Annotated in this window: 16 protein-coding genes; 13 read left to right on the forward strand and 3 right to left on the reverse strand. The window is 45.2% G+C overall.

The genetic code is table 11. The features are described from left to right. Window positions 1-205 (reverse strand): hypothetical protein (locus R7E47_RS19625; protein WP_318085015.1); only part of this gene is annotated, 205 nt, incomplete at its 3' end. Window positions 206-255: 50 nt separating this feature from the next. On the opposite strand from R7E47_RS19625, the gene R7E47_RS19630 reads away from it, so the two are divergent. From R7E47_RS19630 to R7E47_RS19665, 8 genes are all read left to right on the forward strand, one after another. Beyond that, a complete protein-coding gene (locus tag R7E47_RS19630; RefSeq protein ID WP_206954293.1) occupies window positions 256-807 on the forward strand; it encodes an N-acetylmuramoyl-L-alanine amidase in 552 nt (183 codons plus the stop codon). Then, the gene (locus R7E47_RS19635; protein WP_042522741.1) at window positions 807-1,157 is read left to right on the forward strand and encodes a hypothetical protein; all 351 of its coding nucleotides are present in this window, start codon (window positions 807-809) and stop codon (window positions 1,155-1,157) included. The genes R7E47_RS19630 and R7E47_RS19635 overlap by 1 nt, the downstream gene beginning before the upstream one ends. A 282-nt stretch (window positions 1,158-1,439) precedes the next feature. Further along, the gene (locus tag R7E47_RS19640) at window positions 1,440-3,089 is read left to right on the forward strand and encodes a hypothetical protein (protein WP_206954291.1); all 1,650 of its coding nucleotides are present in this window, start codon (window positions 1,440-1,442) and stop codon (window positions 3,087-3,089) included. A gap of 46 nt (window positions 3,090-3,135) precedes the next feature. Then, complete coding sequence (locus R7E47_RS19645) at window positions 3,136-3,567, forward strand: DNA-directed RNA polymerase subunit alpha C-terminal domain-containing protein (protein WP_206954290.1); 432 nt, start codon at window positions 3,136-3,138, stop codon at window positions 3,565-3,567. Continuing rightward, complete coding sequence (locus R7E47_RS19650; RefSeq protein ID WP_206954289.1) at window positions 3,560-5,134, forward strand: hypothetical protein; 1,575 nt, start codon at window positions 3,560-3,562, stop codon at window positions 5,132-5,134. Before R7E47_RS19645 ends, R7E47_RS19650 begins: the two co-directional genes overlap by 8 nt. A 22-nt stretch (window positions 5,135-5,156) precedes the next feature. Beyond that, window positions 5,157-5,825 (forward strand): hypothetical protein, encoded by a 669-nt coding sequence (locus R7E47_RS19655; RefSeq protein WP_049879884.1) that lies wholly within the window; start codon window positions 5,157-5,159, stop codon window positions 5,823-5,825. 9 nt (window positions 5,826-5,834) lie between these two features. Further along, complete coding sequence (locus R7E47_RS19660) at window positions 5,835-6,443, forward strand: hypothetical protein (RefSeq protein WP_017635635.1); 609 nt, start codon at window positions 5,835-5,837, stop codon at window positions 6,441-6,443. 13 nt (window positions 6,444-6,456) lie between these two features. Then, a complete protein-coding gene (locus tag R7E47_RS19665) occupies window positions 6,457-6,954 on the forward strand; it encodes a hypothetical protein (RefSeq protein ID WP_042522736.1) in 498 nt (165 codons plus the stop codon). 65 nt (window positions 6,955-7,019) lie between these two features. Here the strand turns inward: R7E47_RS19665 and R7E47_RS19670 are convergent, their stop codons facing one another. Further along, window positions 7,020-8,351: a Fic family protein gene (locus R7E47_RS19670; RefSeq protein WP_206954287.1), complete on the reverse strand. Its 1,332-nt coding sequence runs from the start codon at window positions 8,349-8,351 to the stop codon at window positions 7,020-7,022. A 242-nt stretch (window positions 8,352-8,593) separates the two neighbouring features. After that, complete coding sequence (locus R7E47_RS19675; RefSeq protein WP_017635630.1) at window positions 8,594-8,842, reverse strand: hypothetical protein; 249 nt, start codon at window positions 8,840-8,842, stop codon at window positions 8,594-8,596. 733 nt (window positions 8,843-9,575) lie between these two features. On the opposite strand from R7E47_RS19675, the gene R7E47_RS19680 reads away from it, so the two are divergent. From R7E47_RS19680 to R7E47_RS19700, 5 genes are all read left to right on the forward strand, one after another. Then, entirely contained in the window at window positions 9,576-10,391 is an 816-nt protein-coding gene (locus tag R7E47_RS19680; RefSeq protein WP_017634036.1) for a CsgG/HfaB family protein, read from the forward strand. Continuing rightward, on the forward strand, window positions 10,388-11,056 hold the full coding sequence (locus R7E47_RS19685; protein ID WP_176311772.1) for a hypothetical protein: 669 nt from the start codon (window positions 10,388-10,390) through the stop codon (window positions 11,054-11,056). Before R7E47_RS19680 ends, R7E47_RS19685 begins: the two co-directional genes overlap by 4 nt. 56 nt (window positions 11,057-11,112) lie before the next feature. Next, window positions 11,113-11,508, forward strand: a complete 396-nt coding sequence (locus R7E47_RS19690) for a hypothetical protein (protein WP_017634038.1) — start codon at window positions 11,113-11,115, stop codon at window positions 11,506-11,508. Window positions 11,509-11,524: 16 nt separating this feature from the next. Continuing rightward, window positions 11,525-11,905: an Hpt domain-containing protein gene (locus R7E47_RS19695; RefSeq protein ID WP_158174282.1), complete on the forward strand. Its 381-nt coding sequence runs from the start codon at window positions 11,525-11,527 to the stop codon at window positions 11,903-11,905. A 263-nt stretch (window positions 11,906-12,168) separates the two neighbouring features. Next, the gene (locus tag R7E47_RS19700; protein ID WP_206954286.1) at window positions 12,169-12,729 is read left to right on the forward strand and encodes a hypothetical protein; all 561 of its coding nucleotides are present in this window, start codon (window positions 12,169-12,171) and stop codon (window positions 12,727-12,729) included. The last annotated feature ends 9 nt before the right edge of the window (window positions 12,730-12,738 follow it).

Below are 12,738 nucleotides of genomic sequence, written 5' to 3' on the forward strand. Positions count from 1 at the left end.
GCCCGTTCAAAACCGACCATAATCCAAGCAAAGCCAGCGTTCGCGCTGGTTTTTTTCTAAATTGCAGGCAAAAAAAAGCCGCGAGGTAAGTGTTCGCGGCACAAGAAGCTATTACAAAGGTTAAAAATGAAGTTTCAACGTTAGTTGACACCAGTCGATTGGGATGCCGATCTGGTAAAGCAAATATACTTCCTATTCCGAACATAGTCAATACCTAAGTACATATTAGTTAAGCTAAGTTTGGGAGTTTATAAAATGAAAAAAGTCTGTATTGTTGTTGGCCATAGTTTTAAAGATGGCGGCGCTTACAACGAAACATTCGGAATGAATGAGTATGGCTATAATCATCCCCTAGCCAGCTTATTGGCCGCCGAGCTACATAAGCGAGACATTCTTCCAGTGATCATGTATCGAGACACCTACTCACGGATGATCAGTGATGTGAACGAATCGGGCGCTGACTATGCCATCGAGTTACATTGTAACAGCGTGGCCAATAAGTCAGTTCAAGGTTCAGAGACATTGCATTGGCATAAGTCGGACAAGAGTCAAGCACTTGCTCAGCGCCTACAAAAAGCGGTGGCTGGACTTATCGGACAGCGTGATCGTGGCCTTAAGCCTATCTCGAACACTGGTACTGATACTCGCGGTTGGCGTTTCTTGATGAAAACCAAAATGCCAGCCGTGATTTTGGAGCCGTTCTTTTTGTCTAACGACGAGTCGTTACAAAAGGGATTGGAACTGCGCGAAAAGCTAGCCGTAGCACTGGCAGAAGCGTTCGCAGAACACATTAAAGAGAGCAACTAATGATGGGACTAGCAAAAGTGTTTACAAGTAGTCTATTTAAGAGCGCCACCAGCGAGAAAGTAGGTGGCATTATCCACGAACTGACCGAGTTTGGTGATCGTGTGTTTACCAGTGACGAAGAACGCAAAGAGTTTGCCTACAAACTGGCAGAGCTTGAAGCGGCCAGCTCTAACACATTGGTACGTACTGGACGCGCCGCTATGATGTGGAGCATCGCGCTGGTGGTCATTTATCAACTCATTGTTCGTGACTTTTTGGCCGTTTTCTATGGGGTTGAGCTTCCAAGCTTAGAGACTGACACACAAGAGCTACTAAGCAACGTGTTCGGCTTTTTGGCAGGAACCCTATAACAACTGAAAATTTTTTAAATTTTTTTTAGATGCCCTTTCCTATCCCCTTTTCTCTCAACAAAAACACACGATCAACGACATAGAAATCCCCTGTCGTTACCATTCCCACAAAAGCGCACAAAAAGACACAAATTCATTATATAACAATAAGTTAAACGAAAATTTACCCCTGTTTTTTTCACAATAAATCTTAATTACTATCCGAAATTGAGCGAATTTTTACCGCTTTTCTGCGGCTTAACGATTCCGAACACACTCATTTAATAACTAAGGTTTATTTACATGGCAGATAAACGTTCTAACTTCAACAAACGCATTGAGGCGATTCATTTAGGCGCTCAAGCAATGCGTAATCTGTGTATCGAATCCCAATTCGATTCACAAACAGGCATGTTTCTAACTGACGACAATTCTCGTGGCGCGGCTATTTTGTCAGCCATTGCGAATGAGCCTATGTTCGAGTCAGTGTCTCAAGAAACAGCGGTTGGCATCGTATCAGGCATGCAGTCTGCGGTACGTGAATACGAAAAGACTTACGGCCACCTACCTAGCGATGAGCTAATGGCATCAGCTCACGCAACTATGCGTAACATGATGACGCTAGAGGGCGCTAAGCGCGATGGCTCAACAGGCGCAATGATGCTTGAGTCTATCAACCAGTCTCTATCAACATCAGAGGGTGTTGAAATCCGCGCGAAAATGGTTGGCCTAGTGCTGCCTGTTCTTCTAGAAACAGCAACACTTGACGCTGTAACCATGATCCCAGCGGGTGCGAACGAAGTTGAGATCTTCAAAGTGTACCGCCGCACTGGCTCAAACTTTGGTGACTTCGCTGCGGGTACTGAAATCGACCAAGCAACGGTTGGCCAATACTCGTCTATGCGTCAGCGCTACAAGTTTGTCGCTGAACAGCAACCAGACGGCACTAAGACAACTCACGTCTTTGACTCTAAGACTGACCTACAACACACCAAGTTTGAAATCCCATTCACTAAGACTTCCGTTTCTCTGTTCGTAAACCACAAGCGAGTGGCGCGCGATCTAGACAGCAACGGCGGTGCAATCATGACTGGTACTCACAACGGTGTAGTGATCAACTGTCAGATTGACCATGCCAAAGGCAAAGTGACTGTTACTCCAACATCGGCACTTCCAGAAGAAACCGTTCTACACATCGAGTTCGAGGTAGACATTGAGAAACGTCCAGATCTGATCCCAACTATCGATCACGACATGGACTCTCGCACGCTACGCCCACGTCAAAACGCAATCGCAGCAGACGCGACTATCCAAGCGATGTTCACAATGCAACGCGAGTTTGGCCAAGATCTGAAATCTCTACAGATGAGCCACATGCGCAACACATTGGCATCGGAAAAAGCGACTCGCCATCTAGTAGATATGGACTTTGCTTGTACGCGCGAAGAAACATTCAATATCTACGTAGCGGCTGGTGAAGATTGGCGTCTACATCGTGAACGTCTAAACGAAGTTCTTCTAAACGTTTCTACGAAGATCCTACAAGCGACTCGCACAACTGGCATGACAGGTATCTTTGCTGGTACTGGCGCGTCAACAATCCTTAAGTCTCTTGGTGCTCCGTATTTCGTTGCTCCGGCTAACTACCAACAGAAAAACGCTATCCACTACGCGGGTAAATTGTTCGGTATGTGGAAAGTGTTCGAGTGTCCGGTAGTGATCGGTACGAACGACATGCTTTGTTACGGTCGCGGTTCTTCTCACTCAGAAGCGGGCTACGTAGCAGGTGATGCAATCGCAGCAACCATGTACACGCATCCAATCGGTAAAGGTCTAGTAGCGTCTAACACGCTATACGAACTGGCCTACGGCGAAATCCATCCATTCGACGGAGAAGACTACTTCTACCGCGTGAAACTTATCGATGAAGCTCCTTTAGCAGCAGCGGCATAAGGCAAGTAAGCGGCAGTCTTACGGGCTGCCGCTCTTGGGGGATTCGATGAAAGAAACGATCGTTTTAATCACCAACCACACACCAAAGGAAATCACGGTTCAGGGTCGCGCTATGCCGCCACTGGCCAAAGATTTCCCTCTCTCAGTTTTCAACGTGAACCGCTTCAAACACGAAGTGGAAGCGGCCTATCCAAACGGCCTCGTTTCGGTTCGCCTTGAGCCAACGGTTTTACCAGAAGTTCAAAAGCAACCAGACACAGCCACCAGCGATAACGGCACAGCGCTATCCGCGCTTGAGCTTAGTGCAAGCGTTGAAAAAGCACTGATTAACCACGGTGTGACAACGGTTGAGCAACTAACCGAAATGACGAAAGACAACGTGATTGCGGTGAAAGGTATTGCTCAAGCGGGTTTGCAAGAAATTGTAGACCAGCTTGCAGCACAGGATCTAACGCTGAAAGAGACAGAGAATGAGTAAGATTGAATTTTCAATGGATAACGTCTCACAAGTTGCGGTTTCGCCAATTAACGCTGACTCGACAACTAAGCAAGGCACTGGCTCTAACCAGCTAGTGTTTGGCGGTGTGATTGTGTCTCAAAAAGGTAAGCCGTTCGAAGTGATTCCGGTAACGGCGGCTAACTTCCTAGACAAGCTAGGTAAGCCTTACCACTCAAGCCTTGGCAAATTGGCTGACGGCATGCGCGTTCTTGATGAAGCCTTGCGCGGCGGTAATGGCCTTGTGGTTCGTGTCGTACCAAAAACGGCAACCTATCCAGCTATCAAGCTAACCAAACCAGCAGACGAAGTGACGATCACTAACGAAGCGATCAACTACTCGGCTGACCTGTCACTTGAAGATGGCGAATTTTTAGCGATCGCTATCAAAGACGGTGCGCAATCCGATAACCGCTCTATCACGCTTGCGAAAGCAGACGAAGCGACTTACGGCGCTGGCATGTTCACTCTTACCCTAGAGGAAGAACAGGCGGCTGGTGGCTCTGTAGTGCTAGAAGAATGGGTTGTATCCCTAGAGCCTACAGCAGTAGACCAAATGGGTAGCGCTGCGTTTATCGAGACTGTTCTTGAAGAACGTTCGCAGTACCTAACTTGTCGCATCGATGCAGAAACAGCGAAACGCGAAGTTACTGCAATTGCGAAAACCAAATTCACTGGCGCGACCAACGGCAATATTAGCGACATTACGGCTGACGACTACCAGAAAGCAGTGAAAGCACTACGCACTACCGTTTACAGCTACAACTACGTTTGTGGTTTGGGCTGCTACGACACTGCGGTAATCACTGACCTTGCGCAAATCTGTAAAGACAAACGCATTTCTGGCTACTTCGATATTGATCCTCGCCTAACGCACGAAGCGGCATTGGAGTTCAAAAAAGGTCTGAACTTCAACAACCATCGCGCTTCATTCGTGCATATCCCTTACCAAGCTAAGTGTCGTTTCTACGGCAACATGGCGGTATGGGGCGGCTCGGGTATCGGCTTTGCAGCTAAAGCGCTTGGCGTTGCTAAGACCTCTCCGGTCGGCGGTTGGCACTACACACCAGCAGGTGTTGAACGTGCTGTTATTCAGCGTACTGGCCTAAAACCAATCCAAGGTGCTGGCGAGCCTAACTACCAAGAAATGTACAAGGCACGTCTAAACAAACTAGGCACAGACGAAAACGGCAACCTGTTCATTGATGACTCTCTAACGTCATCTGCGGCTGAAAACTACCTACGTTTTGAGCAAGTCGTGTCTATTGCTGACGCTATCTCACGCGACTTCTACGCACTAGGTAATCGCCTAAAACACCAACCTGACGGTGCAACGCTTGAGGGTCTAACTGACGGTGTGGCCAGCATCCTAGAGGGCTATGAAGCCGTTGGTGCGCTAGTGACACCTCGTAATCCAGATCAAGACGGCGAAAGCGCTTGGACACTGGAAATCAAGCAAGTCGAAATCGACTACTGGAGAGTCACTTGGTCGTTCTGTCCAACTGGCTCTGCGCGTCGAATCCTTGGTGAACCTGTACTAATCCGTTAATCAACATAAGAGCAAGAATAGAATGAAATCAATGTTTTCTGAGGGTTCTGTTCTTGCTCGCCCATTTGTGATGCCACAAGTGGCCGAGCAGGAACAAACTGAAACTGCATTTTTTGAGTCTGTAACAGAAGACCAACTTCTTGAATCCATCAATCGTGCATCAACCATCATGGCTCGCCAAGACGCAGCAGCGGCTTGTGTTCAGTGGGTTAACGGTGGTGACAGCTCAATCGACAACCTAGACGCAATGCTATTTGGCATGGCTGGTGGCGATGACGATACCGAGCTAACCGATGGCCAAGCAGCACTATACGAATCGCTACAGGAAGCGGCTAGCGAGTTCATTGCTCAAGTTGGCCAGCCAAAAGAGGGCGACATGCTAGAAGCACTGGAAGATCCAGAAGCAGCAGATCGCATCTTTGAATCCCTAGAGCGTGGCCTAGACAACGTGGACTCAGACGAAGCGATTGCAGAGTTCGCCGTTCGTGAATCCATGATGCTTGAAGCGCTTAAGAAAGTGATCCGTGATGGCAAGGTAACTTACATCAAAACGAATCGCCGTAAGCGCCGTATGAGTGCAGCACAAAAAGCAGCACTTAAGAAAGCGCGCGCGAAAGCTCACAGCTCAGCGGCTAAAGCAGCTCGCAAAAAGTCTAACCGCATGCGCGATTCTCGCGGTATGGACAAGTAAGGGTAAGCAATGGCTGTAATTGTCGGCGTACCTAATGATGATGGCGTGTCTATCCACAATAAATGCGCCATTACACAAGTCATAGGCGGTCAAGAGGTTACGGTCATTGGTTACATGACTGATGAGTGTCAGCTTGCCTTTAGAGCGATATGGGAAGCGCCGTTTGAGGGCGATTCCGTGGGTAACATCAATGCCCTAGATAAAACGTCCTCAGTCGCGCAAACCGTGTCGGATAAGACGAGTAAAACACTATGGAACAGTCAGCAAGTTTGGCAAGGAAATGAACCGCCAGAAATCACAGCAACGCTGAAATTTGTCGCGTTCACCAATGCCAAATCAGAGGTTAATGATCCCATAAAATACCTGGCTCAGATGATAAGTCCCGAGCTGCAAAATACTGTTCCAGTCAGTTCCGATGGCCTTGGTGGCCGTGTTCCAAGTGATGCGCGATTCAAGATTGGCAAAGCGCTCAATCTACCCATGCGTATTAGCGAGGTGAGTTATGACATTAACGCACCTAAGACGCGAGACGGGAATTTCGCTTACAACACGGTAACTATTACCGCCGCTCCTAAGCAAATGATTAATCAGTCACAGATTCCAAACCACTTCCAATAGAATAGGTGTAATTATGGCCGGAGCATTTAACGCAAAAGGCGATATGAATTTCTTAAAACAGAAATTCACTAAGAACGTCCAAGCTGGCGAAAAGATGATGGGTACAGAGTTCGAGATGAAAATCGAAGAATACCCTAATCTTAGCGTTTTGGTACGTTCTACTCAGTTTCCAGCAATGGGTCGTGCAGACGTAGAAGATTTTGGCCAAATGGGCTTGGGCTACATCCAAAATGGTGCGCTTGAGAACAAAGGCGAAATCGCGGTGACGTGTGTAGAAACGATCACAGGTACAGTGCTAGAAATGCTACGTGAGATCGTTCGTGAAAAGAAAATGGTCACTGTCGTTATCGAGTCTACGCCTGAATCAACTAAGGGTAAGGGGGCAACCTCGCATCGATTCCGTTTGGAGCACGTAAAAGTACGTTCAGACGTGATCGACCTATCGACAGAAGATTCAGCAGCACTTGTTAAGCCAGCTATCACACTGCAATACAACTGGGTAGATTTCTAATCGCCAACCAGTCCTATTCTATTCCCTACAAAAAGGCCGCCAGTTTGGCGGCTTTTTTGATGCTCTTAAGCTTTGGTTAGCCTATCTTTCAAGTCGGCTGGTGCAATGTAGGTATTCTCGTTGCCTTCCTTTGATTTGAACAGCAATTTCAGCTCCACCAGCTTCTCAAGATACTTGCGCGCAGAGGTATGAGATACGTCAAAATCAGACTGGATTTCCTTAACAGAAAAGACACGTCCGGCTGTTTCTAATCCCTTGGCCAGAATCACAATGTGCGGCAGTTTCAACACGCTCTTAAGCTTGGACTCGCCTAGCAGCTCGCGCACCTCTCTCGTATCTTCAATCTTAGATTTGATGTACTCGTTAAAGCGCTCAATCGCATTGATGATGACCGTTAGCTGGTAGTCCACAAAGTGCGTTAAGTCATTGTCGTCCGTTTCGGTGTAAACGTAGCTTCTAACGTACTTGGTTGGCGCGCTCTTAAGTGGCGCAGAGATCGAGACGTACTTAAAGTTCTCATAACCATGCTTAAGGATAAACCAGTAGAAAAGCGCCCTAGCCGTTCTCCCGTTGCCGTCCATGAATGGGTGAATGTAGCCAATCATGAAGTGCAGAATACAAGCCTTAACGATTGGGTTAATAAAATTGGTGCTGGTGGTATGGTCGGTGTTGGCGAAGTCACATAGTTGCTCGATGAGCTTCAAAACGTGCTCATGTTCTGGCGCTTCATGAATAATATCGCCAGTGGCCACGTCTCTAACCATGACTGCATCCGTTCTGTATTGGCCAGCAACGTGCTCATTCTCTAACACTCCATCGGTGGCGATGCCATTAAACCCGCTAATCAATTCTGGTGTGAGCTCTACATCCTTAAGTTCATCGGCCATCATGATCAAACGCCAGTTATTGATAATCATCCGTTCGGAGTCATCTTTAGGCTCACGTTCTGTTTCAAGCATTTCCTTGGCCACCTTGCGCGTTGTGGCCGCTCCCTCCAATTGAGCGCTGCTAATGGCTTCTTCCATAATCACGCTTTTCACTAGGTGTGCCTTTTTGTCTTGAGCAGATAGCGGCAAATCTTCTAGTTTAAGCTGTTTATCGATGCGGAATAGCTTAGCGTCGAGACTGGCGGCACTAAGCTGGAACGGATTGCCATTTTCATCAACAAGCGAAATGTCGTTAAGGCCACGTCTAATTTTTAGGGCATGCCAAGCGTAACCCTTTTGGTCGCCTTTAAACTCTTTTGAACGGTACTGAAAGTCATTCCAATGCAAGTAGTTACCGCTGCTGTCAAACCCGTATTTAATTGGATCTAGCTTGTCGATTAGCTCTACTACTTTAATAAAATCAGTAGGTTTTGCTGGTGGGATGCTGACTCCCGCAATCTTTTTGCTCATACCGTGAAACTTTTTTAAAATGTTTAATACACCCAGTATTGCATACAGACAGTGGGAGTCAATCGCTTATCTATCTGGTAGTTACAAGGGGTGTAATGCTTTGCTGTGCGGCAACTGAAACACTAAAAGCCTATGTAGATAGTCAATCGACCTCAGATTAAACAGCTATCGCATTTCCCGCTCCTCTAATCAGATACGAGTTTACAGAGAAATTGCCGAAAAGCCGGAATAGCTTAAAGCTATCATGTACGATTGATCCCCAATTTAACAGATACCCCCAACAAGTTTGCCAATGCAATAAACGATGACAACGATGGATTATCAGGTGGGTGTAAAGTGTTCTCGATACCTTTTTGCTTTGCTACAGCCGCCAAAGCGTCTGCAATGATTGCAGGCTCACCAGTGTTTGCCGCTTCATCGATATAGGCTTGTATAGACTGTTTTTTATCTAAGCAAGCCGACGGCTCAAACTCTTCAAGTTGAGTTGCCATATATACCCTCTAATTACAAAAAATTATTTCTGATGCTCAAAACGTCACCAAGTAACAAATGGCAACGAACAGATACACCATGTGTGCTAAGTTTTATATTTTTCTGATTTTAGCTTCGCCGTTGATTGTAAGAAGCCCACTATGCTAGTGGCTCAACAAATGAGTCCGCTACTGCTTACCACAATTATTTATTTTGCAAGGGTGTTTTACAATTGTAAACAAGAAGTATCTTCTACCCAGGGTGCCAACAACTCAGGCAGCATCACTATTCATACGCTTGTACTATGTTTGATTCCACTTAAGAAGTGTTTTCTTAATCCTTCAACGACTCATACACACTTTCTAAGTTAAGCACTAACGCTAAGCTTCCTGTTGCTAAACTAATAATGTATTGTCTCCTTACCACACTCACATCATTTCCTCTATAAGTCTTGATAACAATCAAACCCCTTCATATTAAATCCCCCCTTATAAAATTACCAAGAAAAATAATATATATATTTTGACTTTACTAATGAATAATACGTGAAAATCAATTTAAAAATATTAGAACATCGGACCAGTTAAGTGTTCTATCTAATTTTTCTCATTCTGAGAATCACAATGACAAATATCAACAAATAAATATTAAATAATTTCTCATAATAAAAGTTATAAACGTATCCACCTGATATTTAAGGACTTAAAAAACTGGCACGCTAAGTGCTTAAGTACAGTAAAAGGGAGATTTAATATGAAGAACTCGATATCTACTTTAATTCTATCTTTACTAGCTACTGGATGCTCAAACGGACTTAAATATGAATCCGATATAGTAGAACCTTATTTTAGTAGTCCAGTACTTACAAATGAAACACCATATTCAAAGTGCTTATCGAGTCTATCTAATATTAAAGCCGATAAGTTACCAGTTTTCACAGTTGGTCAAGTAGTTGATAAAACAGGCCAGCTATCTTATTCAACATTCAACGACAGCACCGCCTTATCTCAAGGCGTATCAGAAATGATAATAAGTGCCTTATACAAAACAAAGCGCGTTGTTTTAACAGAAAGATTAGACATTAGAGTCCCTATAGCGGAACAGCAGCTATACGAAAATGGGGCCTTCAAGGGTGAAACCAAAAAGTTATCCGCTATCCCCGCTAACTTTGTGGTTCTAGGCGCTCTGACTGAACTGAATTATAACATTCTTTCAGATGGAGCAAGGTTATATATTGGATTAATCGGAGGTGGAGTAAGAAGAGCAGTCATTAATGTAGGCATTGATCTGAGGTTGGTTGATGTAAGGACGTTACAAACAATTTATGTCAGTAGCCTACAGAAGCAAGTTATTGGATTTGAGGTAGAAACTGGGGTCTATCGTTTCTTCGACAACCAGTTGGTCGAGTTTGACGCTGGCAGCGTTAAAAATGAACCACTTCAGCTAGGCGTACGTTCGGTCATAGAAATTGCCGTGTACAACATGCTTGTGGAAGGCCTCAAGTTTCCACTAACGGACGAGAGCGACAATTGTAAAGTGATTAATCAGTCATTTAAGGAAATATTATGAAAACTGTAAAAATCAATAAAGTAGCACTATCTTTAGGTCTTTTTGGTCTTGTTAGCTTTGGAGCGAACGCGTTTGATGTCGTATATTGGGAGTGGAATGCTTCCGTTGACACAACCGTAACTCAAACAATTAGTGCTAACACTGATGTGACACCGACAGGGCTTACAATGGTTGAAAACGAGCAGGATATGGTCGGTAGTGTATTAGCTACAAGTTCAATCATCGGTGCCGAGAATATCTCGCTCGACCCACTACTTGGTGGTCAAACGAGTGTAGAAAGTACTGCGACCGCTGTAGGTAACAACGCAAGTATTAGTTCAGATGTCCAAATGGATATCGACTCTAGTCAAAGCTTTGCCGGGGACGACTTACTCCTTATTGGCAACATCAGTGCTACCTCTTCTGTATTAGGCACTATTAATGCTTCCGTAGATAGCGCTGCTACCGCTGTTGCCAACAATATGTCGATGGATTTGACCACCACATCAGATCAAGATGCATTTATGCTGGCGAATAATGTTCAGTCATCTTCTGCAAACATCAACTCGCTATCCACTGTTGATGTTGCATTAACAACCGATTACTCAGGTACAGACCCTTTTGTTAGCTCTTCTGCAACCTCAGTCGGTAACAACTTAGATGTAAAAGTAGATGGTATCAACTAAACTGACTAGATAGGTGCCGCGAGATAAATTTTCTCGCGGCTCTACAAGGAGTTACTATGTATAAGCTGACCACTTTTTTTCTTTTGACTCTAGTTTCTGTTTCTATCAACGCTAGACCTCAAGACCCTGTCAGAGGCCCACACCCTTACGACTTTCCTGCGCGTAATGCTCAAACCTCTCTGGTATTACAAGAAAATCGAGATAGAAATAGAAATTCTGGAGCCAAACACCACGGTGTTCTAGGTGGTGATATGAGCGCTGGTGTCATTATTAATAACACTACTATTGCAGCAGGCAACTGGCAGCAGATTGAAATGACTCTCGGTGATGGCTCTGAAGGAATGATCATGTCTGAGTCTCACCAAGATAATACAGGTGACAGCCAAGCAAATAGCCAAGTAAGTAATAACTCAGAGTCACTATCAAACAAACAATCGTCAGATGAGCAATGAGATCGAGGAAGGCGTCATGATAAATGTAATTGAACTTGAACTATACGAGCCACTTTTAGACGAAAAAGTGCTCAAGAGGCTAATTAAAGATACTGATATTGAAACCGTTGAACTCGCTATCGACAGTTATTTGAAAGAATCGATGACTAGGCTTGAAAGGATACACCTAGCATTTGGCAACAATGATGTAGATACATTGGAGCTGGAACTGCACACATTGGGTAACATAGCGCTGACGTTTGGTAACAAGCGCTTAGCCCGCATAGTTATGGATACGGAAAACTGTCTAAGGATAGAGAATAATTTAGAAGCTCAAAAACGTCTAAGGGCATTGCCATCAGTCGCTCAGAAATCTTTCAATACTTTAATTCAGATGCGCTGCAATAATTTTATATGATGTTCCTCAGACTTTTCAAAGTAGGCTTCCTGTATATAACATAGGCACTTGGTTAGTAGCGTACATTTCAGAACACTACTAATAGTGGAGAAGTGTGGCCTCAGTGTAGAAAAATGTGTATTACCCGACCCAAATACGACCAGTAGTAACTGAAGTGCCGAGCTATTATAGAAAGATAATCTATCGCCTCCCCCATTAGTTTAGTTTAAGATTCACCAAGCCTATCCCCTATCTCAAAATGCGCCGCCACTACCGGAGTGGCCATGACACCAACTGAACTACTCGAAGACGTGAAAACGAGATTCCCTGTCTTGCTGCACGACGACGAAAAGGCGCTGTTAAGCCTACTGCGTAAAGCGCTGGCCAAGTACCAAGAGACTGCCGGATTTACCACGAAAATCCGCATCCACCAAAGCGACTTAGCCGATAATAATCAGTTTGAATTGCCGTCCGACTTTGCTGCAAGGCTGGTGGTCAAAGATGACCGTGGTCGTTATGTACGTAGCGAGGTTTGGGGCAACGTTCTTGAACTGAAGTTAACGAGCGCAGAAATATTCCCACTGACATTGATGTACATGCAAAACGTACTCAATGAACCGTTTGATTCGTTCCAGCTTCCAACGCCGTGCATTAGCTTGCTTGGCGACTATCTGGAGTTGCTGATCACTATCCCGAACGCAGAGCGTCAACGCCGTATTGCCATCGCTGGCAAGTTGGATGTGAGCGATATTGCTGCCGAACCTGATCTCGCCGCACGTAAAGCTGAGATTGAAAACTCAATGCGCGCGAACCGTGCCATTGTTCCACCAGTATCGTTGCTCTAAGCGAGGTCG

This window comes from Vibrio sp. Vb1026, assembly GCF_033338745.1.
Lineage (GTDB): Bacteria > Pseudomonadota > Gammaproteobacteria > Enterobacterales > Vibrionaceae > Vibrio > Vibrio alginolyticus.